This window comes from Paenibacillus sp. A3M_27_13 (assembly GCF_024213315.1).
GTDB lineage: Bacteria > Bacillota > Bacilli > Paenibacillales > Paenibacillaceae > Paenibacillus > Paenibacillus polymyxa_B.
Window position 1 is genome coordinate 158,953 of record NZ_JANAVE010000009.1, and the last position, 25,814, is coordinate 184,766.

Below are 25,814 nucleotides of genomic sequence, written 5' to 3' on the forward strand. Positions count from 1 at the left end.
TTTTTTAAAGGAAGCTTATAAAACAACAAGCAGACGCTCCTATAAGCTGTCTGCTTGTTCTGCTTACTGCCTTATAACTTCGATTCATCGTTATTGCTCCATGTTCACTTCACAGCATGTTCATTTCACGGAAGCTGTCTCTAATCTTGCGTAGCTCTTGCTGTGCCCTGCTGTATCGGGAAGCGTAGGTCCAGGCAAGCACCTGATGATAATGTGAAGGCGTTTCAATCGTAGTCACGTTATACATGATCGGAGTCCCGTCTACTTCTCCTTTTAGGGTAAACTCAATGGCTGGGTATCCATTCACCACCAAGTCGGAGGCAATCCCCAATTCAGAGTCCGTAATTCCTGACACCAAATGTTCCTCAATGATTCCTTTATATTCTTGAAGAGTCATACTGCTGTCAAAGTCGCTTTTCGGTTCAGACAATACAATCAAATATCTTTCGGTCAATTCATTTTTAATGGAAATATCCGCTTCCTCATTAATCATATTATCTCGTGACCAATTCCACGGAGCCGTAACCGCAAACTGGCTATCCTTACTGGTAAATACCTCAGGCTTCACGATTTGAGTAATGAGCGTAGAAATTAAAAATACAGCAAAGACAATCGAAATGATCGTCATCAGGATGATTGCTCCTGCAAAAATCCCGGTTTTCTTTCTGCCGGCCTTTCCCAAATCCCTTACCTTAACCACATATGTACTCGCAGCCATATCCCCAATCCGTTGTTTCCGAGGTGTCACCAGCACACATAACCCCGCGGGCAGTCCCAGAAAAAATAGAGGATTCGTATCTACCAGCTGTATAAGGGTGCGGATCAACGATTTCACAATGCCCGGCGGCCTTCCTTCTCCATTCACGACCTGAATTCGAAGCACAAATTTGCCCAGCGTATAGCCCGTAAGTCCTTCCAGTAACAGATAATAGCAGAAGGAGCCAATCAGGAAAAGCATCACTACCAGGCCCATATTTGGGGTTTCCGCTTCAGATACTTTTTTCGCTGTAAAATAAACCAGCCCTCCATACCCAAAGACGATAAGAATGAAGTCAACCATCCAAGCCGCCCATCTTCTGAAAAAAATAGAGGCTCCGTATGTTTCTGATAATACTGCCATCCTATCCGGTTCTCGTCGATGATAGCCGCCATTCGTCGCATATGGTCCCGGAGCGACTGTAGATGGATTGTTCGTTACACCATGTTCCTCCAAATGATACACCTCTGTTGTCAATTTAATCCCGGTTAAGTATAGCATCCTTTTTCATCCAGTGAAGCAAGCCTGACAGTGCACTGGAGTAAACCGAATCCCGCCGATGAACAAACCACACCTCTAATTTGCGATATTTTTTGGGCAAACGATGAGAAACAATACTTCCCGCCCCCTCTGCCTTTGCAATCGACGATTGTGGCAACATGGACACCCCCAGACCAGAGGCTACACCACCCAAAATGACTTCCAATGTCCCAAACTCCATAACCTGATAAGCAGCCACACCTGCTTCGCTCAGAAAGCTTTCTGCTCTTGTACGATGCGTGCAGCCTACGTCGAAGAACAGCATAGGCTTGGCAAGCAGCTCGTCCATGTCCTTTTTCCCTGGTTCCGAGATGAGTACCAGTTCCTCTTCAAAAGCTGCAACATACTCTATATGCGGATCATCGACGGGGCCATAGACGAACGCTCCATCTAATTCGTAATTTAATACCTTTTGTACGAGATCATGGGTGCTGCCTGTCATAAGCGATAGATGGACATCAGGATATTGAGCGTGATATTCCGTCAATAAAGAAGTCAGATGCGTAACCGCCGCCGTCTCAATCGACCCCAGTCGCAAAGGTCCCTCAGGCTGGTCTGAATATTGAGTGGACTTTACTGCCTCGTCCAGCAAGGTCAGTATGGTATCCGCATATTCCAGCAGATTCTCTCCTGCTGGCGTTAGCGTCATTCCCCGGTTAGATCGGCGAAATAGCGGTACGTTCAATTGTGCCTCAAGCTGCTGAATCCGCGAGGTCACATTGGACTGTACATAGTTCAAGGCTTGCGCAGCCTTTGTGATACTGCCCTCGCGAGCAACGGCCCGAAAAATTTTCAAATCACTGCTTTCCATGTATACGTCACCTGCTTGGTATGATCATTTGTGATACTCACGTTCGATTTTGTTCATTTTACCGGATGCTTGCCGCTCTGTACAATTCAATATACATGCAATTGCATCTAAATTCGCACCACGGGAGGTTTTAAAATGAAAGCCGTGATACATGCCAGCAAAAATGGCCCTGAGGGTCTGATGTATACAGACGTTACGGACAGACAGCCAGGGCACGATGAGGTGAGAGTAAAACTCAAAGCCGCAGGCTTGAACCATCGGGACCTATTCCTCATGGCAGATCGAGCTGCCAACGATGCTCCACTCATTCTCGGATCGGATGGAGCAGGTGTGATTGAGGCTGTGGGTGCTAGTGTCCCAACCTCGCTGGTAGGCACCGATGTAATTATCAATCCCTGTATCGGATGGGAGAATACGCATCATGTTCCCTTGGTTCCAGCCATTCTGGGCGGACCTTCGGACGGGACATTCGCTGAATCGGTTATCATCCCCGTCCAAAATGCCGTCAGCAAGCCAGCATACCTTTCATGGGAAGAAGCAGGGGTACTGCCTTTGTCTGCTTTGACCGCTTATCGCGCGCTCTTCACAAGAGGCCAGTTACAGCAGGGTGAGCACGTCCTCATTCCCGGTATTGGCGGTGGTGTAGCCACGTATGCCATGCTTATGGCTTTAGCGGCAGGTGCACGGGTCACCGTCACATCACGCAGCGAAGCAAAGAGTCAGGCTGCCCTCGCCCATGGCGCTAATCATGCATTCGACAGCCATAGCGAATGGAAAGAAAGTATGAACGGAGACACTGTGGATCTGGTTCTTGACAGTATCGGTCCTGCTACATTCGATAAATATTTTGATATCCTCAAGCCGAACGGTCGGATCGTTACATTTGGCGCAAGCTCAGGAGATCGAGTAGAGATTCCGCTGCGGTCTATATTTTTCCCTCAAATCAGCATCATCGGCACCTCTATGGGCAGTGGCGAGGAATTCGCAGCTATGCTTCAGTTTATGGAGCGCCATGCACTCCATCCGATTATAGATAGCGTATTTCCTCTACAAGACACACCGCAAGCCTTCCACCGTATGCAGCAGGGAGCGCAGTTAGGCAATATAGGAATCAGGATGGAGTAAGGGGTCTGAACGAAGTATAGGAATAGAAAAAAATCCACTACCGTAAAATGCCTTCATCCAGAAGTCAATTTTATGGTAGTGGACCTATTCAGTCGATCAAACGATGCTGGACCCATTTGTTGCCGCGGAAGCGCCAAAGGAAAACGATCCCTCGCACGCCCCATTCAATATCCATAGCCAACCAGACACCAACAATCCCCAGATTGAAGACTATGCCCAAAATATATCCAAGCACCACCCGACATAACCACATGGACAGCATCGAGGTGAGGGACGTAAATTTCGAATCACCTGCTGCTCTAAGCGCAGAGGGTGTAATAAAGGCTATGGACCAGAGCGGAATCTGGGCCAACGTATTAATCAGAATGACAACAAAAATGTCATCTACGATTTCGGCAGGCGGATGAAATAGCCCCACCATCGGCTCAAACAAAGGCATCAGGATTAATCCCATTACAATAAATGAACAAGACGACAGCCAAATAAACGATTTGGTAAACTTCCGGGCATCCGCGACATTTCGACGCCCCATGCATTGACCGACCACAGTTACAATCGTAAGAGCCAAAGCATTTGCAGGGATTTGGAACACATTAGCTAGGGATGAGCAAATGGCATTCGTCGCCAACGCATTTGTCCCCAGGCTCACAATGAAAATTTGGGTTAAAATTTTGCCCCCATTAAAAAACATCTGTTCCGCTGCAAAGGGAAGCCCGATAAACAGAATCTTTTTAAGCATAGCCAGATTAAAATAAAGCATATCTCTAAGCTGAACACGCAAGTCATCATCTACCCTGACCAAATAGATCAGCGCGCATACTGCTCCTGCATATCTGGACACATTGACGGCAATCGTCATGCCCAGCACACCCATATCCAATACATTAATGAATACCACATTAAGAAGCACATACGAGAGGTTCATGATGAGCGAAAGAGCCAGCGATGCCCTCGTCTTCCCAATGCCCCTCAGCGCCCCACACACTGCCTCAACGATTGCAATCCCCACAAAAGACATACAGCTTCCCAGCAGATATACCTTACCGTTAGCTAATACATCAGGCGAGGCCGAACCAAACAGAACACTTAAAATCGGATTGTACAAAACCATCATAAACAAACTGATACATAAGGCCAGCAAGGAAACGGAGGAAATGGTGCCGGAAGCAGCTTTAGAGACCATGAGGTCGTTACCGCTCCCCTTATACTGTGCCACGACAACCGTTCCCCCGGTAGACACTGCAACAAACACATTAATCAGAAAAATATTCAAAGAATCGATCATATTTACAGCACTGACTGCCGCCATCCCCGACGAGCTAATCATTGCCGTGTTTACCAAATTAAGACCCACAATAAAAGCCTGATCAATCAGAAGCGGGATAAACAGCGCAATAATCTGTCGATAATCGATAGACTCTCCTGAAAAATGCTTATTCAGAAAGCCATGTGTTCTCATCCTTACACTCAGTTGACTCATATCATCACATTCTTTTTCTCAAATTGAAAAAAACCCTTCAACAGAAGAGCCTTCATGGCGAAAAAATGTATAAAGTTGCAAGGCTAGATGTGTCTAGTTCTTGATTCTGTACACTTTTCTCTACATAGAAGTATTGCTCCAAAAGAAAATCCTGTCAATGGCTTTACTCACATTTGAATAGAAAAAAACAAAAAAACCTGCTCAGCTCAGCGAACAGGTTTTGGAGCAGCATTATAATGTTTTAATATATCATTAAACCCTTGTTAAAAGAATGTCTATGATCTTCTCGCAATTAAATCTTGTTGAATAGAAGCTTCATTCTTTTCGAATTTTTTATAAAAAAACATAGGAATGATTCCGATCAAGAAGACGATAAATGGCAGCCAGATAAAGCTAAACTGAATGCCGGACAACGCCGTAGGGGTTTGAACTTTCCCAGCGATGTAACCAGTGCTGCCCATGATCCATGCTGGCAATAATCCGCCGATTCCGCTACCTGCTTTAATACAGAATGCGCTTCCAATGGAGGTCAGGAAACCACTTGCCCGAATACCATTTTTCCATTCCCCATAATCGACTGTATCTGACAACATCGCAAACGGCATAGAACATGCAAAGCCTGATCCTAACGCACCAATAATCCAGCCGATAATAATGAGGGTTAAGTCTGTACTGCCCATTAAAATCACGACTTGACCCAGCGCAGCTAATATCAATCCGATAATCATAATCGCATTTTTACTTAATTTTCTGGCGAAAAACGGAATCAGAACCATCGAGATCAACTGCAGGGAGGTCAGTCCATTGATTAAAGGTACTAAGTCCTTACTGTCCAGATTGTACTGCAGATAAAAGATTAGCGTTGCTGAACGAATATTCAAACCAATCCAGTAACACAAGTTGGCAGCTACAACGAGCATCCAGGGCCAGTTTCGTTTGATGGCTGTAAAGCTTTTAGCAATGGGAACGGATTTCGTTTTCACTGCTGCATTTTCTCGCAAATCGGCAAACGCTATGAAAAACATAATAATCGCCATGATTCCAAATAAAACGAGCGTTAAGGAAAATCCTTTTTGATCATTCCCCTGTCCAAAGAAAGCGACCAAAGGTAACGTAAACGTCGTGGCGATGAAGAAACCCACATTCCCCCCGACCATGCGGAAGGAGTTCAAGACTACGCGTTCATTAGAATTGGTGCTCAGATTAGGCAGAATAGACGTAATCGGCGTACTGATTCCGGTATAAAGGATACCTGCTATGATATACGTAATGGCGGCATATGCAATTTTGCCCGACTCACTCCAATTGGGTGTCGTAAACGTAAGGACCATGAACACAGCGAACGGAATAGCTAACCATAGAAAATAGGGTCTGCTCTGGCCGTATTTCGACTTGGTTCGGTCAATCAGGATGCCCCAAATCGGGGCATCAATGGCATCGATAAAACGGGTGATAAATAGTAATGTCCCGGCAATCCCGATAGAAAGACCGAATACATCTGTATAAAAATATAATAGATAACTGGAAATGACACAGTATAGTAGATTGCCTGCTGTATCCGTTAATGAATAGCTGATTTTACGATGAAAAGGAACGGTACTTGCTGCCTTTTCCGGTGATTCCGTACTCACAATTCTCGTACTCATGATCTTTCCTCTCCCCATGCGAATGAATTATGATTCATAAACCCATACACGCATTTCCCCTTTAGCCCGATTGCACCAGGCGTAGTAAGGAATGGCGGTAATTTGTTGAGGAACAAATTCAGGAGGCTCCGAGCTATATAATGCGTTCGAATTTTTTACCCGGTATCCCTCTATGGTCAGCTTTACAATGCCACCCAGCAGGTTTTCGCTGAATTCTTCCGTAATGAGGCTATCCTTCGTCAATCTTAATCCTGCCAAATTCGCTCCATTATCCACTTCTTCCAGACAGAACACGACTGGGCCGCGTTGGAGAGCAATTTGCTGCTGGTTCATGGAGACAAGTGGATTGCTCCGAATGCGCTCAACTGGCATAGCCAAATGCAGAGTTACCACATCTCCGTCCTTCCAAGTACGCTGAATCTCGATATAGCCATTTTCCAGATGGTCTAATGATATAACTTCCCCATTCACCTTCACCTCTGCCTGCTTGCACCAACCCGGAATCCGTAGTGCCCATTTGAAGGAAGTCGGCTCTGTTACGTGGATCGAAAAGGTTAGATCCGCATCCCATGGATAATGATGAGTTTGTGTAATTTCAACCTCATGACCAGATAAAGTCATGTTCACCTTGCTGGCAATATACAGATGCGTATACAACGTATCATCCGTTTGGGTGTACATATTGTCCTCAACCGATGCAATCATTCGTGCCAAATTGGGCGGACAGCAGGCGCAGAAGAACCATTTTTGCCGTTCTGTTTTTACATGCTCCTGATCTTTTCTGGATTTTTGAAAAGGATTAACCTCCAGCGGATTCACGTAGAAAAACCGTTTTCCATCCAGGTCCATCCCACTAATCGTTCCGTTGTATAGCGCACGCTCCAAAACATCGGCATATTTCCGGTCTGGCGCTAAGCGCAGCATACGATTGGCCCAAAAGGCCAGCCCTACAGAGGCACAGGTCTCACAGTACATGCTGTCATTGGGAAGATCGTGATGGCAAGTGAACGCTTCCGCGTTTACAGTAGAACCGATCCCTGCGGTGATGTACATTTTATGATTCGTTACATCATCCCACAGCGTTTCACAGGCTTGTAACAGGGAAGCATCCCCTGTTTTCGCAGCCAAGTCCGCCATCGCAATATACAGATACACCGCTCTCACCGCATGGCCGACTGCCTCTTTTTGTTCCCGCACAGGTTGGTGTGCTTGCTGGTATTCGAAGCCTAAGCCAAAATTAATGTTGTTATCATCATTCCAGGTAGGCTCTGTTTGAATATGTTTTCTCTTTTCTTGTTCCTCTGCAAAGTAAATAGGATGCTGTCCCCGCTGTTCAATAAAATATTGCGCTAATTTGAGATATTGATCCTTTGCAGTTACGTCGTATAATTTGATCAAGGCCAACTCAATTTCTTCATGTCCCGGGTAGCCTTTCCGTTTCCCTTCTTCCGTACCAAAAATCTGCTGAATCAGGTCTACGTATTTCTCCATAATGTGAAGAAACTTCGTTTTGCCCGTCGTTTCATAATAAGCAACAGCCGCTTCTATAAAATGCCCTGCACAATACAGCTCATGATTATCTCTTAGGTTCGTCCAGCGATTATTGGGTTCCTTCAGCAGATAGTACGTATTCAGATACCCATCCTCAGCTTGAGCTCTTCCCAACAATTCAATCACTTCATCAGCCCGCTCTTCAAGCGCAGGATTCGGATGATCCCTTAAGCTAAAGGCAACTGTCTCCAGCCATTTGGCAATATCACTGTCCTGGAAAACGGTTCCATAATACTCCCCACTGGATTCCCCGGCTGCAATCCTAAAGTTTTCAATCGCATGACTGGGTTCTGTATCTGGTAATTCATCATTTAATGCTTTCCACTGATAAGGAATAACCTCTTCCGCCACAACCTGCTTATACTTTTTCCAAAATAAATCATCAACGATGACATGCTTAACTGGCTTTGCCGTTTTCATTGGATAAACATCCCTTCCTGGAAATAGAACGCTTTCATTTTTGAAAAAATAAGAATAAAGTAATGATAATATCGTACAAGCTAACCTGAGCTCCCCTTGCTACGTCCTTATTTTATCAACCTGAATTTATAAAAAAAATCGCGATCTTTAACTAAAACTTATACGATTTCACACACAAAGGAGCTGGCTTCCATGAGCAAAACAGACTTTCTATCATTCCTTGTCCCTCCGCTGCCTTATTTCATTGAGGGGAATTTTACTACATATCAAAAAGGGGATTGGCACCCGAATAGGTATAATCTGGGTTATTTTGACGTAATAATCATTAAAGAAGGATTGCTGCACATTGGCGAAGAGGACGAAGTGTGGAAGGTAACTGAAAATTACGCTCTCATTCTTGAACCGGATAAACATCATTTTCCCATTGAGGCATGTACAGAACAAACCTCCTTTTACTGGTTCCATTTTCAAACCAATAGCATGTGGTGCGCACAATCCTCGCCCAATCCTATTATACCCAGCACCCCCATTCCCGAGCTGCATTTTCATTCAGAACATACGACCATTCATTTGCCCAAAATTCAAAAAGTGGTGAATCCGCATGAGCTATTTTCGAAATTAGACTATTTACTAGCCTCTACTTTAAAACCTAGAAAGCTGGCACTATGGGAGGCCCAACAGACGTTTGTGAATGTTTTTCAGAGTTTGGAGTATGATCAGAATAATAAAGACAGCTCCTCTAAGTTGGCGGAACAGATCGAAATATACCTAAAACAGAATTACAAAAATACAATCACCAATAAGGATTTGGAGACCCATTTTCACGTACATCAGAACTATCTCGCCAGATGCATGAAGGTCGCCTTCCAGCGCACACCACTTGAGTATTTAATGGATTATCGCCTGGATCAAGGACGCAGTCTTTTGCTGCAAACTGACTGGTCTGTCCAACAAATTACCGAGGAAACAGGATTCTCCCAAGCAAGCTATTTCTCCAAATGCTTTAAAGAAAAGTTCGGAATGTCTCCAAAGAATTACAGACAACAATACTGGAAGCCAGTCCATTGAATGCTTACATCTCCTTTACATTCCTTTTACATTTTCATTGTATCCTTTTGATATTCTCGCTTTATACTGAGTCGGTTATATCATTTTCACTTCAGAAAAGGGGCATACATATGAAGTCAACTAAACTCGCATTATTAGCCATTTTAACGGGGGTTCTGGTATCACCAGAACTGACCCATGCGGCAGACATTCAGCCATCCGGGTATGCACCAATACGGACACAGGCAGATAAAATGGGGGCGACAATTACATGGGACAGTGATGACCACTCTGTTTTGGTCAAACTGAAAAATGGCATTGTCGGGACCTTTACAGTGGGTGAAAAGCAATATCGTCTAGCTGGACTAAGCGGAAAAGCGGACCGGGAAATTAAAATAGTGAATGGAAATGTATATCTTCCTACAAAACTTCTTACAGCGCTTGAAGCAGAGAACAACAAATATGCAGATCCAAAGGATGCAGTCCCCACCTATAAAGTAATCCCCTCTGCCGAAACAGAAGCTGTGGAGGATGGAGAAGACGCAGCCGACGACCCTGCAATCTGGCTCAACCCGGTCGATCCGGAGAAAAGTAGAATTTTAGCAACCAATAAAGGCGGCGGGATTTTAGTCTATGATCTGGAAGGCAAGCAACTGCAAAACATGAAGGTCGGAAAAATGAATAACGTGGACCTTCGTTACGGTTTCACGTTGGGCGGCAAAAAAATTGATATCGCAGGGGCAACCAATCGAACCAACAACACGATCGATATCTTTGCCATTGACGGTGCATCAGGAAAGCTGACCAACGTGGTTGGCAAACCCATTAAAGCATCTATGAAAGAAGTGTACGGATTCAGCTTATACCATAGCCTCAAGACAGATAAATTTTACGCGCTCGTGTTGGGCAAAGAGGGTGAATTTGAACAATATGAGCTGACTGATGACGGAAGTGGCAAAATTGCAGGTAAGCTTGTCCGCCAGTTCAAGCTGAATACGCAATCCGAAGGCATGGTTGCTGATGATGAATATGGTACGATCTACATCGCTGAAGAGGATTACGCCATTTGGAAGTATAGTGCCGAGCCAGACGGTCCATCCGAGCCGCTGCGACGTGTTGATATTGCAGATGGGCGTAGACTCCACGATGACATAGAAGGACTTACATTGTATTACGGTAAAGATGGCAAGGGGTATCTCATGGCCTCCAGTCAAGGAAACAGTAGCTATGCGATCTATGAACGACAAGGCGACAATGCATATATAAGCAACTTTACAATCAGCGCGAGCCCTACCGTTGACGGTACGTCTGTCACAGACGGTATTGATGTTCTTGGCTACGGATTAGGCAAGAATTTCCCTCATGGTATCTTCGTTGCACAAGATGACGAAAATCTTCAAAACGGCAAAAAGTTAAATCAGAACTTTAAAATGGTGCCTTGGGAGCGAATCGCTACGGGAGCCCCTACCCCGCTAACGATAGACGATGGCATCAACCCGCGTGAATTGGTAAACAGAAGCACGCAGTAATGCCCGTCGGGGAAATCAACTCAACATTCCGACTCTATTCATAGAAAAAAAGGGGTGTTCCAAAAGCCATAAAACGGCTGCTTGGGACACCCCTTTTTGTTTTTAAGCGGGAAAAGGTTTAAGATCCAGCACCAGTACATTTACCGAGTTGGCCGGTAAGTCTAAGAGGACAGAATCTGTATCAAGCGTGATCTGCTGTTCGGTAGGCACTACCTTCTCGTCATTCTTCTTGTTCACGTTAGGTACATGAACAAGCGAGGAATCGCCGGTTAGTGTAACCAGCTTAGCGATGGACTCAACATTCAAATCTTGTAGATTCAGCTGTATTACCTTATCTACGTTGTCAGCATTCACCAGCTTCACGTATACATGCTCAGCATCTTGGGTTACCGAGTTGAACACGTCTCTGTTGTAAGCCTCCAGCTTGTAGTCCAGCACTTTGCTGGTTGTCTCGCCGTCGGTGTATGAGCAAATCAGATTGCTGCCCGTTTCACCGCCGTAGTTCACTGTTATGGTGTAGTCCGTGTTGTCAGCCAACTCTTCATAGCTAGCTGCTCTCAAGTTACCTGCCGCTGTACTGGAAGAGTAGTCACCCAATGTGTAGCCTTCTATGCCTTGCTTGTAAACCTTCACGCCAGTAGCCTTGCCGCCATAACCGATCGCGTATTCGACAACGTCCTTTTTCTCCGCAGAAATATCCGTGAGACCCGCACCCACATAAAAACCGTCCGTGCCGGAAATACGGGAAGCGACCACCTCTACCTTGTAATTGCTCCAGCTGTCGTTCAAGATGTACAGACCATTCAAACCGCTATCCTGAGCTTTGAGGACAAGCCCCTTGCCTTCCTCCACTGTAGAGCCCCCGGAACCGGGAATGACCTGCCAGGCCGAATTCAATTCCTGGGTAAAGTCTTGATCCAGCAAAACACTGCCGTCCTGGTTGGAAGTAACAGTCACACGCTTAATCATAACTTCGGCGTTGCCTGTCGCGATTTCAATTCCACCCTGAGGAATGAGATCCGTTGGCTTGCCGTTTTTGTAAGTAGAGAAAGAAGTGCTCAATACTTTATTCCCCAAATATTTAGCATACATTTGCTGTACATAGTAGTTCGGCGTAAACCACACCGTTTCGTCATCGAACCAGATGCAGTCTGGTGTCCATCTGTAGGTTCCATCTGTCAGCACCTTGTTAAACAGCGGTGCATAGGCAGCCAACCGAACGACATCGGCATTATTTTCGAAGCCCGTCATCACCGCTGCCTCTGCTACAGCGCCTGCTAATGTATTTTTATCCGTTGAGGCGTACTCTCCGACAAAAACCTTTGATGTTGCTTTCCAATTTATACTGCCGTCCACGTTATAAGCTCTGTAGTAGTAGTTATAGCGGTCCACGTTATTCAGCAGGTACTCGTTAGAACGATAATAATGCTCGTCTGCAATAGTGTCCATATAGTCTTTTTGCTTCTCATACCAGGTTACAGTTTCTTCCGTCACCTGGTTACCATCTGCAAAAGCAACCTTAGCCGAGCCCTTCATATTACCGCTCAGGAACTTCCAGCCCTGCTGATAGGCATCGTCGTCTGCTTGAGCGCCAACCGTGGAGATGATATGCAGCTCATAACCCGGATAGTTTTTCTCCATATACTCATCAATCGACGTTTTGAACACTTCAAAGTTGGCAAAGAATTCTGTGCCCCAGTTCTCGTTACCCACACCCAAATAACGCAGATCGAACGGAGCTTCATGGCCCATTTTTTTACGCATAGCAGCCCATTCATTATGTTCAAAATCCACACTGATCGCAAAGTCGATCAGATCTGTAAAGTTCTTAATATAGTATTCTCTTAATGCGCCTCCAGCCGGATGAGCGTAATCGGAACGGGCTTGGCAGAGAACGCCACAGGCCATAACCGGAAGCGGAGCTGCATTCAGGTCTTCTGCCAACTGGAAATACTCCATATAACCAAGGCCCATGGTCATCATATAGCCCCATACATTAAAGTTTTCCTTGCGCAGCTCGATATCCCCAATCGATTCCTTCCAATCGTATACGTTTTCCCATATAAACGAACCCTCGGAAATACAACCACCTGGAAACCGCAAAAACTTCGGATGCATGCCAACCAGTGCGTTCACCAAATCTTTTCTCAGTCGGTAGTTAGGATTTCCCTGGAAGTTAGCATGTGCCGATGGGGATTGCGCTTCCTCTCCTGCGCCCCATACATCTTGTGGGAATAAAGAAACCATATCAACCGAAATGTCCCCTTCAAATGTAAGCGCCAGCTGCCCGAGAACCGTAGCTGAGCCTGTCAGCACAAGTTTGGAATCGATGCCGTACTTCTTCCACCTGTTGCCACCTTCCACCTGTATCGTAACCGAATCACTAATAGCCTTTTCATTCGAGTCTTGCAGTTGCAGTGTGATTGCGCCAGCTGAATCGGCCTTCGCCCAGATGGTAAACTCATACTTGGCACCCTCTTGGATGGACATGGCACAATTCTGGTTAGAATCGGAAAAGCCCTTGTTCCGAATCGTTGCACCATCCGCTACCGTCACATAATAAGAGTTCACTTCTTTGTCTTTTGCGCCTAAAAACTCATTTAATCCACCGCTATGTTGTGGAGTCATCTTGTCCGTATCACCAGACCAGGCAAACAACGGGTTGCGGTTCCGTCCTGTAGAGCAGCCGCATTCACCGGAAGCATGGGAATACGTATCAAACTCGAAAGATTCAAAGGAGCGATTCTGAACGAGTTCTGCATAAATCCCGCCATCTGCCGCGTTATTGATATCTTCATAGAACAAGCCGTACATCACTTCGCTGACATCCAGTACTTCCTTATTTCCATGAATGGTCAGCGTGTACGGAGGCAGCTGTTCAGGAAGAACGGATACTTCAAAGCTTTCTTCAATCTGGCTTAAGCCCTTCGTTAATAAAGCTGTGACGGTAACCCCTTGTGCGGAGGTAATCGCCTGCACCTGCCCATTGTCAGAGAGTATACTAGGTTGGCTGGATTTCCAGGTCACTTCTACTCTACCGCCCATCAGAACGGTTGGCAGAGATAAGTCCTTGGTCACAATCGTCGTTGGAAAGGACAAATATTTATCTCTAGCAAGCTTCACGATCTCTTCATCTGTCAACGAATCGCACATGACCTCAATGACTTCATCTGCCGACAAGCCTGCTTTATAAATTCTAAAGTCTGAAACGGAGCCGGCAAAGTCTACATCCGCCGCATGCTGGGAGCGACCGATAAAATTGTTGCTGTAGTTGGACGAGTCTGTAAACGTTTCGAACCATTTACGCAGCTTGGCATAGTTACCGCTGGAAGTTTGGCTGATGGAACCATCCGCTACCACTTCACCATTGACATATATCACCGGACCGGCACTGCTTAATGTGCCGCCTTCCGTGCCGATCACAGACAGGGCTATGTGCATCCACTCATCCCTGACAAAGCCTCTTCCCGGGTCTACGGACAAATCCACCTCGGTGAAAAGGGTTCCGCGCAGATTCCGTGTCATGAACATATAGGGTCCTGTATGGGCTTTACCAAAGTCAAAGACACGTTCCCACATATCTGTGAATCTGCCGAAGTTGACCCAAGCAGTAACCGTCACACCGGTGTTATCGCTTACATCTTTGAATAGATCGGAAGGAAGCTGGATATACGATGTACCGTTGGGGCCTCCCTCAAGCGTCAAAGCTGCTCTACCGGTAGCATGGGAAATCGTAGGTGTTACTGTGCCTGAAGCAACCCCATCGTTACCTTGCCCTGAGCTATCTTTGCCGACGTTCTTTGCATCATCAAACTTGTAACGCGCAATGATTTGATCTTGGAATTTGGTCATCTTCGTTGCTCCTATACCCATAGTTTATTAATGTAATAACTAATTAGTTAATATAAATACATACTATATAGCTATAGTACCTTATCCTGAGTACCTTTTTCAATCCAATAAATCGGATTTATGAAGAAAATACTTGAACGAACTACATAAAAAAGCAGCCATCACAGAAGATACTCTGCGATAACTGCCTTTTGGCTTACAGGATTACTTGACCCAGTCGGAACTTTTCTGAAATAAAGAAGTTTGACCGTAGCTATGTTATCCGTTCAATTTTTGTCCACAATTCGGACAGAAGTTAGCTCCTTCGTTTTTTGTACCGCAATTCGGACAAAAATTGGGCTTATTACCGTCTCCAGATGGAGAGGGGGCAGCAGGTGTAGGCTGAGTCTCAGCCGAAGGCTTTGGGTTCGGGTTCAAATTTTTCATCATTTCATTTGCTATATTCATCCCCATCATCATACTCGCCATATCTGAAGCAGCACCGCCGCCTTTTACATTACCCGATGCAATCCCGTCCGTCATCGTCACTTGTTGGTACTTTTGCAGATTACCGATCATTTCATGAGAGGCTGTCTTCGTGATCATATCTTGGATTTCTTGAGGATAATTGAAGCTCATCACATGAAAGCCAGTAATCGTCATACCGTTGTCCATCACTTGCATATCCAGATCTTCTTGAATACCTTTTGAAATGTCAGAAGCATTCGCCTGCAGATTGAACATGTCCTTTCCTTCTCTGCTGATCCACTTCATCAATAACTGATCCAACACCGAAGTAATCCTTATTTTCACATCCTCAACTAGATAACTGTCCTTCACTCCGGCAATCTTATCGATGAGCGTAACATAATCGTTCACTTTAAAATTAAATGTGCCATTGGCACGAATCGGCATACCGCCCGGCAGCTGGGGGGTCGGGATCAGCACTGGATTCTGCGTCCCCCATTTGACCGTAAACTCCTTCGTATTAACGAATAAGACTTCTACCCTCATACCACTGTTAAAACCAAATTTAAACCCTTTTAATGTGGATAGAAATGGAATAATGTCAGAGTCCATGTTATACGACCCTTCATTCTCGAAAATACCCTCTATTTTGCCGTTATTTACAAAAATCGCATCTTGACCGGAGCGGATGATTAATTTACTGCCTTTTTTAATTTCACGGTTGCTCCACTTCCAGAAAATCATATCATCTCTAAATTCTACCCATTCTACAACATTTGCAAATTGATTTCTGAAGAACCCCATACTGTATCCATCCTTTCAGTTTAGGATTTTGCAAAATTCGATTCCAGTCGCTCCAAAGTGCAATATATAGACGAACTAGACCATTTCGATCTATATATTGTTCATTGAAAGTCGCTTATTGGATTTTTACAAAATCCTCAGTTAAAATGATCCTCTGCTGCCGCTATGCGAATGACCGCCGCTGGTAGTTCCGCCACCACCGCCTGAGCTGCTGCTACTGCTGCTCTTTTCAATCTTCCGTTTCGTTGTCGTTGTGTGAAGATACTGATCTCGATACTCCAGAACTCCTGAAGCGTTCGAATCCTCGTAGGTCTGCCGATTTACCGTAACCCGACCGCCAGAATTGGAAACCATCTTGCCCACGATCATCGCCGCCAATCCCAGGGCAACCGCCAAATGAAGCCAGCCTTTAAAAAATATACTGTCTGGATTCACCCCTGGACGGATGGCCAAATATTTGTGCGCACTCAGAATATACTTTTGAAATGCAAGCCCATAGTTGCCGTTCGTCAGGTCCGGGCTAATCTCATGGCGTATTTTAGTAAGCCTGTCGTCATCCAGATACCGTTCTGCCTTATAAAATCCGGCCAAGTACACCTCTCTATTTCTCATATCCATCGTTAAAATGACCGCGTTCCCATGAGATCTGTCATACCCAGGGCCATGGTCATCATAAAAGTCCTGCGTCATTTTCATAACATCCATATTGTCGGGATTGAGAGTAGTATAAATAATAATGTCCGTTTCTCTTTCCGCTCCGTATTGATTAGCCATAGCGTTCAACACATCATACTCTTCCTGATTGAGCAGACCCGCTTCATCATAAATCAATGGCTTCATTTCTGTCGTTGCTGGTTCGCCCTTCATTTCCATAGGAACTGCCAGAAAAGCAGCAAAGAACAACAAGACGGCTATAATCGCTCTATGCTTTTTCAATAAAATCCCCCTCCCATCATCAACCAAGTGATTAACCTCAATGAAAAGAGAGTAATGCCGAAAATGCCTGCAAACCAAGCCGTCACTTTGAACTTGCTAATCGGAGGCTTACCGACTACCTTGCCCGTCTGTCCGTTCATAGCAAACGTATGCTCCAATTGATTATAGTCATAGTGTATGACCCACACCGGGAGCAGGACATAATCCGCTTGTTTTAATGTAGTATCAATTTGCTTTTCCGTATAACTCACGGCCGTATACTCTGACACCGTAGAATGAATATAAGCATCAATATATTCCTTCACTTTTTCTTTAACTCGCGGGAAAAGCTCTTCTTCGTTATAACTGTACTTCTCTGCAATATAACCTGCTAGATATGGCGTTTTAAAGGGTTTTAGCTGATCGTATGGAAAAGGCTCCAATTTATCCATCAGCTCATCGTTCATTTTCTCCGCAGCATCAATTGGAACCTTTACATAATTCAAACGAATTTTCCGATATACATCGAAATGCTTCGTTTCCGTATATTCGTAGTCTCCGCTCGTATAGGTTCTCACTTGGGTACCTTCACCTTGAACCTCAATTTTATTATGTAATTCATATAACCAGAAGGGCACATACATCCCGGTTATTCCCTTGATTCGGTCTGCTATCATGAACCGATTCGGCGTAAGACGGCCATTCTTGCACCATTTTTTGAAAGCAGCTATGGCTTCTTCCTTACTGATTGAAAAAGGAATAACCTGCGCTGGAGCCAGCTTGCCAGTCAGTCGATCCCCGAGAACCACGGCAGAACCACAAAAGCTGCACACCGTTGCACTCGTCTCCACTTCGGTCATAATCACTGCTCCGCAGTTATTACAATGATACTCATGGGCCTCATCTTCTGAAAAAATACGATTTATCAGAGGATCAGGAATAGATTCGATATTGTCCTCTCTTCCGCAACTATGACAGGATAACATCCCTGTCTCACCGTCAAAGACCATGCCGCTGCCGCAGTTTGGGCATTTGTATTCGATAACCGGCATCTGCTCACCTCTTCATGTAGATACTGTTATGATTCCTTATGGTTGATTTTTTCTTTGATCGCAGCCAGTTCATCCTCTGCATTCGTACTCTTCTCGTATTGTGCAAATAAAGCATCCAGGTCGTCCTTCGTTCCTGCCCGAAGCTCGGCTATAGCCATCGCTTCATCATACGCTCTGTTCACCTGTTCTTCCATAACTTCGAAAGCAGAATTCTTGCTGCCCATAGAGTTCAAGGTTTGCTGTGCTTTGGCAACCGCCATCTTCCCTTTAAGTTCAGCGCGCCGCGCTTCTAGTTGTCCCATATCGGACACCAACTTCTCCTGCATTTGTTTCATATTTACGGCGTTTGTCGAAGCTAAATCATAGGACGTTTGTAATTGTTCCAATTTCTCCGCCTGCAAACCTTTTCTCTCCAGAAACTTTCGAGCTTCCTCTTCATTACCAGCTTCCACAGACTTACTGGCATAATGCTGGAGCTTTTTGATTTCGGCTTTGCATTCATCCAGTGCTCTTTTTGCCCTTCTCTCATCAGCCAACACTGAGGCCGTCTCCGCTTTCACCTTGCCTAGATCACTGTTTAAATTCCGCATATAATCGTCAATGGTTCTCTCCGGGTCTCCCACCTTATCCACTAAGGCGTTAACATTCATTTTCATAATATCCCTAAACCTCGACAAAATTCCCATGATGACCTCCTTCGAAAGGACTACATTCCACCATATCATACATCAAATCCGGTAAAAAATGTTCATCATAGCTCTATATACTGGCCCACTGATCACTTTCGGATGTGTGTTCGTTTTATTATAAAAGCAAAGGGTCCAAAAACCCGCGACAGATTTTTGAACCCTTCTATTTATTGTTCCTGATTATAGTTCTTCATAGGACTTGGGGTCCTGACCCCATATCCGCCCATCCTCACTGCTAAATGCCGAAATCACGTTCATTTCCTCTGGAGACAACTCAAAATCAAAAATATCCAAATTCTCCGTTTGGTGTTTTAAAGAAGAGGCCTTAGGGATCGGGATCGCTCCAAGTTGGATATGCCAACGTAAAATCGCTTGTGTAGTCGTTTTACCATGAGCAGCAGCAATTTCCCCAATCTTTTCATTCTCCAGTATGCTGTGACCACGCCCCAAGGGGCTCCACGATTCGGTCACGATGCCCTGTTCAGCATCTTTTGCACGCTGGTGCTCCTGATTAAACAATGGATGCAATTCAACTTGATTGATGCTCGGGGCGACACCTGTTTCCCGAATTAAACGTTCATTATGCTCGGGCAGAAAATTGCAGACCCCGATGGAACGAATATAGCCCCTTTTCTTCGCCTCAATCAACGCCTGCCAGGCTTCAACATATCGATCAATTTGGGGATTCGGCCAATGGATCAGATAAAGATCATAATAGTCCAGACCTCCTCTATATAATGACTCTTCGATCGTTACAATGGCTTCTTGGTAAGCATGTCGGCGACCCGGTAGTTTGGAGCAAATCAACAATTCTTCTCTGGGCACAGAGCTCTGCCGGACCGCTTTCCCGACAGCCCCCTCATTTTCATAGTTGAACGCTGTGTCGATCAGACGGTAACCTGCATCAACTGCGCCGGTAATCGCCTGTACTCCATCTGCACCCTTAAATCCAACAGTCCCAAATCCAATGACGGGCACTTTAGTGCCATCATTCAATACCTTCTCCGGAATTTGATGGTTCATATTAACAGCCTCCTTTACTATTCTCATATACCATAACACCTCTTTAATCGTCAGGCAAAATATAGAAATTCATTTCGTTCCCTATATATGTATATACCCACTAGCTTGTAACTTCTCTACCAAGTTCTCTGTGTGCTAAATCAAAAAGCGCCTGATCCCCATTGAAATCATACTTGAAGTCAAAGGGGTCAGGCACTTGTATACCACTACCAGATCATATATTCCACTTCATGCTTGATGGCTTGGTTGTCCAACATAAAGTTGAAGTGTCTGTGTTTTTATTTCAAGCCTTTCCATACCCAGTTCTCTACCTCTGGTAAATCAATACCCTCTTCGCGAATGAATTGATGATGTTTCTTAACCGTAGCATCCATTTCATCCACAATGTTGGTATACTTCTCAGCGTCAGGTAAGCTTAGAACAGCTTCCTTCACTAGATCGAAGCGATCCATCTGATTCAATACGCGCATATCAAATGGTGTCGTAATATCGCCATTCTCACGGTAACCATGTACATGCAAGTTATGGTTGTGACGATCAAAGAACAGATCTTTGATCAGACCTTCGTAACCATGGAAAGCGAAAACAACTGGCTTGTCTTTTGTGAAAAAATGATCAAACTCGGCGTCGGATAATCCACGCGGGTCTAGTTTTTGACTTCTCAGTTTCAGCAAATCTACCACGTTGATGTACCGAATCTTCAAGTCAGGCAGTTTTTCATGCAAAATGGAAATCGCAGCTAAACTTTCAATAGTTGGCTCTGTACCAGCAGAAGCAATGACAAGGTCAGGTTCCCCACCTTGATCTGTACTTGCCCAATCAATAATCTTCAACCCTTTGTCCACCAATTCTTTCGCTTCATCAGCACTAAACCATTGTGGACGTGGGTGTTTAGACGAAACAATCAAATTGATCTTTTGACGGTCATTTAAAATGGTGTCGAAAACAGCCAACAATGAATTGGCATCCGCTGGCAGATACTCCCGAATAAATTCTGGTTTTTTATCAGCCAAATGACCTAACAAGCCTGGATCTTGGTGTGTATACCCATTATGATCCTGTTGGAACACTGTTGAGGTTGCTACGACATTCAATGATGGGATATCTGCACGCCATCCTTGATCCGTTGCTTTACGCAGCCACTTAAAGTGTTGGGTGATCATCGAGTCAACCACACGCAGGAAGGCTTCGTAACTTGCAAAGAAACCATGACGACCTGTTAATACATAACCTTCCAGCAATCCTTCAGCTTGGTGTTCGGATAATTGAGAATCAATTACGCGGCCATAGGATGATAAGAATTCATCATTAGGTTCAATAATTTGGTCCATCCATTGGCGTTTGGTTACTTCAAAAACAGGAGCCAAGCGGTTAGACATCGTTTCATCCGGTCCGAAGATTCTGAAATTACGATTTTCTTCATTTAAAAGAACCACATCTTTAACGTATTTCCCTAAAACCGACATATCTTGCGCAATCACTTTACCAGGTACGGAATTATCCAGCGCATAGTTACGGAAATCCGGTAATTTCAAGTCTTTAATGAGGTTACCCGCATTCGCAACAGGGTTCATTCCCATACGTTTATCGCCTGTAGGCAGAATTTCAGCAAGCTCAGAGTTTAAACGACCGTTTTCGTCGAACAATTCCTCTGGTCTATAGCTATTCAGCCATTCTAACAAAGCAGGTGCGTGTTGCATATTCTTTTGATCAACCGGAATTGGAACCTGATGGGCACGGAATGAATTTTCATTCGGCACGTTGTCCCATTCCTTTGGACCCGTCCAGCCTTTAGGTGAACGGAAGACAATCATCGGCCACGCCGGACGAGTAAGGTCATTATTTTCACGCGCATTCTTTTGAATAGCTTCAATCTTCTCGATGGCCGTATCCAATACTTTCGCCATTTCTGGATGCATGTGATCCGGATTTTCACCTTCAACAAAGAACGGTTCCCAACCCAAACCTTTAAAGTATGAGGTCAATTCTTCTTTCGATTGACGAGACATAATCGTTGGGTTACTAATCTTAAAGCCATTCAAGTGCAAGATTGGTAGCACTGCACCATCTGTGATGGGATTGATAAATCTGTTAGAGAACCACGAAGCGGCTAATGGACCCGTTTCAGCTTCGCCATCACCAATAACAACAGCCGAAATTAGATCAGGATTATCCAAAATGGCACCTACACCATGAGAAAGGGAGTAGCCTAATTCTCCACCTTCATGGATAGATCCAGGTGTTTCAGGAGCAGCGTGTGAAGCAATACCGCCAGGGAAAGAGAATTGTTTGAACAATTTCTTCATACCTGGGATATCTTGCGTAATTTGTGGATAGATTTCAGTGTAACTACCATCCAGATAAGAATTTGAAACCATAACCTGGCCGCCGTGACCAGGACCTTCAATGTAAAGCATGCTCAAATCATATTTATTAATAACACGATTTAGATGTGCATAAATAAAGTTTTGACCCGGAATTGTGCCCCAGTGTCCAATAGGCTTAACTTTCACATCTGAATCTTTTAAAGGTTCTCTCAACAAAGGATTATCTTTTAAATAAAGCTGACCTACCGAAATGTAGTTCGTTGCACGCCAATATGCATCAAGTTTTTCCAAATATGTTTTAGATGAATAATCTGCTAACACGGGTGATAATGACATTGTGTCCACTCCCTAAGTAGTTTTGTTTGTAATTTATTTCCGGAAATTTCATCTACATGTCCATCATAACGCTACGCCAATTTAATTCAACCTTTTTCACAAGTGATACGGTCCAATTTTGTGAAATTTTGAACATACTATGAAATATAAATTAAAAAGACAGTAAAAAAGCTCTTACATTAAAATATATAGAAGTATAAACCAATAAAATTTGTAATAAACGAGGTAATTGCAGGCTTCAATCCTTTTTTCAAAACCATAAAAAAAAGACCGGAGAATTCTCCAGTCTTATCATTAGTGAACCGATACAAAGGTATTAAATTTCAAATATTTGTAATGAAATCGCATATGAGAAAACTCAAATGGCGTACCGTTATCTAAAAAGAACACACCTTCCATAATACCTACAGGCTCATTTTCATTTAAATGTAGCAGCTTTTGATCATTCTCTTGAGACGGTTCTGCAAAAATGGATAAAAAAGATTTGGTGACGGCCAAGTTCCGGGAGTCTTCCAAATAATTAAAAATGGACCCCTCGATAATTGTCTGATTTAAATTCTGGACAATTTTAATGGGGATATAGCCCGTTTCAATCATAAAAGGATCATCATCAAACAGACGTAAGCGAACAATTTTGTAAACAAAATCATGAGTCTCCAAGAACAAATCGCGCTGTAATTCTTCTGTTGGCGGAATGACCTCAAAACTCAATACTTTGATCTTAGGCTTTTTACCATGCATTTGAAAATTATCAGTGACCCCTAGATTAGAGCCTTCGTAGTTAAAGATAGATTCATTTCTTATGTATAATGGATTAATAAATGTCCCGGAACCTTGTTTTTTGAAAATAATTCCGACATTCTCCATTTTAGTCAGAGCACGTTTAATTGAACTACGACTAACCTGGTAAGTCTCACTAAGACTACGTTCATCTGGCAATCTCATATCTGCAAACTTTCCCGCAAAGATTTTCATCTTGAGATCGTCAATAATTTGCTTATAGACAAATTGTGTCATATAGTACTCCTCTTTCAGGTCTTCTATAACTCTATATAGTTTACCATAACTTGCCCATTTCATCTCATGTTTGTTTCTGTTTGCTGAGCGGGCTTTCAGCGGATAGGAAGCGCCGTCGCTTTTACTTTACATCTCTATGCATAATACCATGATTACACATATATAACACCACTGAACGCACCTGCAAAACAGCAGAAAATACAGAACCCCCACCTTAGCATCAGTAATAAGACCAAGCCTGTTTCGAACCTTGAGGGATGTTTGACTAGACCAGGCTAAAATCCTTGAATACATTGTTATTATTCATCTTGTTCAAACGTTTTCTAATAAGAATGGTGGGGGGGAGATCATATTGGCTATCCGCTACAGCGTCATCATTCCAACCTATAATCGAGCCCAGCAATTGTTGCTCACACTCGCTTCATTTGAGACACAAACCTATCCAAAGCAACTATTTGAAGTCATTGTAGCTGATGACGGTTCTACAGACGGAACGAAAGAAATGGTCGAAGGCTTCAAAGCATCCTATCCTCTTATCTATGTGTCACATCAGGAACAACGCGGTCGATCTGCCGTTCGAAATTTGGGACTGCGCCGTGCAAAAGGGCTATACATCATCTTCTGCGACGCTGACTTTGTAGTATTACCGGAATTCATTAGGATCGTGAGCCGTTATCACCGTAAATATCCCAAGTCTGTGCTCTCAGGCATTCCTCACTCATGGGACGATGCTTTTACCCATTATTACCCTGACTTTTCTCCTGAAGAAAAAGAACAATGTCGCAACATACTTACGCAGTCCAACTTATGGAATGCTGACTATGAAGCAGCGAACGAAATTACTCCAATCATAACCCCTGAAGATATCCTTCACCAAACGGGTGCACTGTCTAAAGTAGTTAGTCCCACAAGAGTCCCCCCCAATACGCAGAAACAATTTGCCACAACGGATGTCGCCCCCTGGATGCTGCTGGTTACTCGTTGTGTAGCCATCAGACGCAGTCACTTGATTCGTATTGGAGGTTTTAATGAACGGTTTGTGCTGTATGGACTCGAAGACTGGGACCTTGGCTATAGACTGCATCGCTTGAAGATCCCTTTTTATTGCATCAAAGAGGTGGTCGGATATCATCAGGAACATCCAACCTATCTCAGAGGTAACGTTTTAAATACAGAAAATCTGAGAATCATGTATGAAACCTACGGATTCAATGACTCCTCGTTAAATTTATTTGCCCTTATCCCTCCATCCGAGGATTTTGAGACCTACAAAAATACGTTGCGGGTATTGCGCAGGGGATTCCGCTCTAGGTTAACACGCTCATCAGCACTGTTATTAAGAAGAACATTACGCATTGCAGCCAAACAGTTCTACGATCAAAGCCATACTCATGCATACAAAAAATCATTACACTTGATAAAAAAGAAAGCAGAGAACCGGAAAAGTCGAGTCGCTCACGTGTTACGAGACATGCTGGTGAAGTCTGAAAAGCTGGTGGAATAATAGTTACTCATTTACAGCGTACAAAATCGTGTGTATTGCATCCTCCTTACGGGATAAAAAAACTCCTCCATAAAGGTGCGAGCCCAACTTGGCAAGCAGCTTTATGAAGGAGGAGTCGCCATGTCCGGAGATAACGACAAGAATTGTCGTTACTAGTTTACTATTCCTCTGATAGTCCAGCATGCTTTCTGATTATTCATTACATATGAATTTTACCAACTGCTAAGAACTCAATATTTTAATGCTATCATCGCACCAGCTAATTAAACTGCTAAACTGACTTTTACCATAGCTCATTGTGATCATCCAATATTTGTGATTATGGTCTTTATGCTCTACGTTGATAAGCCAACGTTCAAGTTCTTCAAAAATATGCAAGCTTTCCACTAGCTTTTCTTTATACTCCTGTATGTGCTTTATAATCGTTTCAGGCGAAGAATTCCCGCCAAAAAACACCCTCAACAGCAGCTCATTTTTTTTAAGCATCACCACATGCTCCATGGGCTGAGAAAGCCAGTCTGACAACGTCTGCCTTCCCTGATCGGTAATGCTGTAGAGTTTCTTGTCAGGCTTTCCTTTCTGTCGAATAACCTCGACTGCAATATCTTTTCGATCCAGTAGCTCTGCCAGGCTGGGATAGATCTGACCATAGTTCTCATTCCAAAAGTAACTAGTGCTTTGCTCCATATGTTGCTTTATATCATAACCGGTATGAGGACCCAGACTCAGAATGCCTAATACCGCAAACATTGTATTGGTTTTTCCTGACTGTCTCGCCATTATATATTGTGCCTCCTGTTACCTCTAGCAAATCTCCGTAGTATGTCATGCTTTCATTAGACTAGACATAATTATAGCCCATTTAAACTAGCTTCACATCTCTCTATATATTATTTAAATATATATTATTATAATAATTAGTGTTGACAGGGGTTTATCATC

General features: G+C 44.0%; 18 protein-coding genes. 4 read left to right on the forward strand and 14 right to left on the reverse strand.

The features are described 5' to 3' along the window. Positions 1-109 precede the first annotated feature (109 nt). Complete coding sequence (locus NLX82_RS23475; protein WP_068938368.1) at positions 110-1,258, reverse strand: RDD family protein; 1,149 nt, start codon at positions 1,256-1,258, stop codon at positions 110-112. Then, positions 1,236-2,108: a LysR family transcriptional regulator gene (locus tag NLX82_RS23480; RefSeq protein ID WP_254349141.1), complete on the reverse strand. Its 873-nt coding sequence runs from the start codon at positions 2,106-2,108 to the stop codon at positions 1,236-1,238. The genes NLX82_RS23475 and NLX82_RS23480 overlap by 23 nt, the downstream gene beginning before the upstream one ends. Positions 2,109-2,243: 135 nt before the next feature. Here NLX82_RS23480 and NLX82_RS23485 point away from each other — a divergent pair, with 135 nt between their 5' ends. After that, the gene (locus NLX82_RS23485) at positions 2,244-3,233 is read left to right on the forward strand and encodes a zinc-binding dehydrogenase (protein ID WP_254349142.1); all 990 of its coding nucleotides are present in this window, start codon (positions 2,244-2,246) and stop codon (positions 3,231-3,233) included. Positions 3,234-3,321: 88 nt separating this feature from the next. Here the strand turns inward: NLX82_RS23485 and NLX82_RS23490 are convergent, their stop codons facing one another. The 3 genes from NLX82_RS23490 to NLX82_RS23500 form a co-directional block, all read right to left on the reverse strand. After that, positions 3,322-4,713 carry an MATE family efflux transporter gene (locus NLX82_RS23490; protein WP_053324395.1) on the reverse strand — a complete coding sequence of 464 codons (1,392 nt, stop codon included), beginning with the start codon at positions 4,711-4,713 and terminating at the stop codon, positions 3,322-3,324. A 275-nt stretch (positions 4,714-4,988) separates the two neighbouring features. Continuing rightward, positions 4,989-6,359, reverse strand: a complete 1,371-nt coding sequence (locus NLX82_RS23495) for a glycoside-pentoside-hexuronide (GPH):cation symporter (RefSeq protein ID WP_023986522.1) — start codon at positions 6,357-6,359, stop codon at positions 4,989-4,991. A 27-nt stretch (positions 6,360-6,386) separates the two neighbouring features. Further along, positions 6,387-8,330, reverse strand: a complete 1,944-nt coding sequence (locus NLX82_RS23500) for a glycoside hydrolase family 127 protein (protein WP_068938371.1) — start codon at positions 8,328-8,330, stop codon at positions 6,387-6,389. Between the two features lie 192 nt (positions 8,331-8,522). On the opposite strand from NLX82_RS23500, the gene NLX82_RS23505 reads away from it, so the two are divergent. Beyond that, complete coding sequence (locus tag NLX82_RS23505; protein ID WP_023986520.1) at positions 8,523-9,398, forward strand: helix-turn-helix transcriptional regulator; 876 nt, start codon at positions 8,523-8,525, stop codon at positions 9,396-9,398. A 110-nt stretch (positions 9,399-9,508) separates the two neighbouring features. After that, the gene (locus tag NLX82_RS23510) at positions 9,509-10,906 is read left to right on the forward strand and encodes a phytase (protein WP_068938372.1); all 1,398 of its coding nucleotides are present in this window, start codon (positions 9,509-9,511) and stop codon (positions 10,904-10,906) included. A gap of 102 nt (positions 10,907-11,008) precedes the next feature. On the opposite strand, the gene NLX82_RS23515 is transcribed toward NLX82_RS23510, so the two are convergent. The 8 genes from NLX82_RS23515 to NLX82_RS23550 all read right to left on the reverse strand — a co-directional run bounded on the left by NLX82_RS23515 (position 11,009) and on the right by NLX82_RS23550 (position 23,368). Beyond that, positions 11,009-14,758: an alpha-L-arabinofuranosidase C-terminal domain-containing protein gene (locus NLX82_RS23515; RefSeq protein ID WP_254349143.1), complete on the reverse strand. Its 3,750-nt coding sequence runs from the start codon at positions 14,756-14,758 to the stop codon at positions 11,009-11,011. A 258-nt stretch (positions 14,759-15,016) separates the two neighbouring features. Then, positions 15,017-16,009, reverse strand: coding sequence for an SPFH domain-containing protein (locus NLX82_RS23520; RefSeq protein WP_254349144.1), 993 nt, complete (start codon positions 16,007-16,009; stop codon positions 15,017-15,019). Between the two features lie 141 nt (positions 16,010-16,150). After that, positions 16,151-16,945 carry a TPM domain-containing protein gene (locus NLX82_RS23525; RefSeq protein ID WP_254349145.1) on the reverse strand — a complete coding sequence of 265 codons (795 nt, stop codon included), beginning with the start codon at positions 16,943-16,945 and terminating at the stop codon, positions 16,151-16,153. Beyond that, positions 16,942-17,976 (reverse strand): TFIIB-type zinc ribbon-containing protein, encoded by a 1,035-nt coding sequence (locus tag NLX82_RS23530; RefSeq protein WP_023986506.1) that lies wholly within the window; start codon positions 17,974-17,976, stop codon positions 16,942-16,944. The genes NLX82_RS23525 and NLX82_RS23530 overlap by 4 nt, the downstream gene beginning before the upstream one ends. A gap of 26 nt (positions 17,977-18,002) precedes the next feature. Next, positions 18,003-18,662, reverse strand: a complete 660-nt coding sequence (locus tag NLX82_RS23535) for a PspA/IM30 family protein (protein ID WP_023986505.1) — start codon at positions 18,660-18,662, stop codon at positions 18,003-18,005. A 183-nt stretch (positions 18,663-18,845) separates the two neighbouring features. Further along, entirely contained in the window at positions 18,846-19,688 is an 843-nt protein-coding gene (locus tag NLX82_RS23540) for an aldo/keto reductase (protein WP_023986504.1), read from the reverse strand. Positions 19,689-19,966: 278 nt separating this feature from the next. Further along, positions 19,967-22,351: a phosphoketolase family protein gene (locus NLX82_RS23545; protein ID WP_053324386.1), complete on the reverse strand. Its 2,385-nt coding sequence runs from the start codon at positions 22,349-22,351 to the stop codon at positions 19,967-19,969. A 294-nt stretch (positions 22,352-22,645) separates the two neighbouring features. Then, entirely contained in the window at positions 22,646-23,368 is a 723-nt protein-coding gene (locus NLX82_RS23550; protein ID WP_023986502.1) for a GntR family transcriptional regulator, read from the reverse strand. A gap of 352 nt (positions 23,369-23,720) precedes the next feature. Here NLX82_RS23550 and NLX82_RS23555 point away from each other — a divergent pair, with 352 nt between their 5' ends. Next, entirely contained in the window at positions 23,721-24,872 is a 1,152-nt protein-coding gene (locus tag NLX82_RS23555; protein ID WP_071559495.1) for a glycosyltransferase family 2 protein, read from the forward strand. Between the two features lie 222 nt (positions 24,873-25,094). On the opposite strand, the gene NLX82_RS23560 is transcribed toward NLX82_RS23555, so the two are convergent. Further along, a complete protein-coding gene (locus NLX82_RS23560) occupies positions 25,095-25,652 on the reverse strand; it encodes a PadR family transcriptional regulator (protein ID WP_023986500.1) in 558 nt (185 codons plus the stop codon). Positions 25,653-25,814: the final 162 nt, after the last annotated feature.

What these genes read in the sequence shown, in the direction of transcription:
- NLX82_RS23475 (WP_068938368.1), bottom strand. Translation starts at nt 1,258, where the DNA reads ATGCTATACTTAACCGGGATTAAATTGACAACAGAGGTGTATCATTTG.
- NLX82_RS23480 (WP_254349141.1), bottom strand. Translation starts at nt 2,108, where the DNA reads ATGGAAAGCAGTGATTTGAAAATTTTTCGGGCCGTTGCTCGCGAGGGC.
- NLX82_RS23485 (WP_254349142.1), top strand. Translation starts at nt 2,244, where the DNA reads ATGAAAGCCGTGATACATGCCAGCAAAAATGGCCCTGAGGGTCTGATG.
- NLX82_RS23490 (WP_053324395.1), bottom strand. Translation starts at nt 4,713, where the DNA reads ATGAGTCAACTGAGTGTAAGGATGAGAACACATGGCTTTCTGAATAAG.
- NLX82_RS23495 (WP_023986522.1), bottom strand. Translation starts at nt 6,359, where the DNA reads ATGAGTACGAGAATTGTGAGTACGGAATCACCGGAAAAGGCAGCAAGT.
- NLX82_RS23500 (WP_068938371.1), bottom strand. Translation starts at nt 8,330, where the DNA reads ATGAAAACGGCAAAGCCAGTTAAGCATGTCATCGTTGATGATTTATTT.
- NLX82_RS23505 (WP_023986520.1), top strand. Translation starts at nt 8,523, where the DNA reads ATGAGCAAAACAGACTTTCTATCATTCCTTGTCCCTCCGCTGCCTTAT.
- NLX82_RS23510 (WP_068938372.1), top strand. Translation starts at nt 9,509, where the DNA reads ATGAAGTCAACTAAACTCGCATTATTAGCCATTTTAACGGGGGTTCTG.
- NLX82_RS23515 (WP_254349143.1), bottom strand. Translation starts at nt 14,758, where the DNA reads ATGACCAAATTCCAAGATCAAATCATTGCGCGTTACAAGTTTGATGAT.
- NLX82_RS23520 (WP_254349144.1), bottom strand. Translation starts at nt 16,009, where the DNA reads ATGGGGTTCTTCAGAAATCAATTTGCAAATGTTGTAGAATGGGTAGAA.
- NLX82_RS23530 (WP_023986506.1), bottom strand. Translation starts at nt 17,976, where the DNA reads ATGCCGGTTATCGAATACAAATGCCCAAACTGCGGCAGCGGCATGGTC.
- NLX82_RS23535 (WP_023986505.1), bottom strand. Translation starts at nt 18,662, where the DNA reads ATGGGAATTTTGTCGAGGTTTAGGGATATTATGAAAATGAATGTTAAC.
- NLX82_RS23540 (WP_023986504.1), bottom strand. Translation starts at nt 19,688, where the DNA reads ATGAACCATCAAATTCCGGAGAAGGTATTGAATGATGGCACTAAAGTG.
- NLX82_RS23545 (WP_053324386.1), bottom strand. Translation starts at nt 22,351, where the DNA reads ATGTCATTATCACCCGTGTTAGCAGATTATTCATCTAAAACATATTTG.
- NLX82_RS23550 (WP_023986502.1), bottom strand. Translation starts at nt 23,368, where the DNA reads ATGACACAATTTGTCTATAAGCAAATTATTGACGATCTCAAGATGAAA.
- NLX82_RS23560 (WP_023986500.1), bottom strand. Translation starts at nt 25,652, where the DNA reads ATGGCGAGACAGTCAGGAAAAACCAATACAATGTTTGCGGTATTAGGC.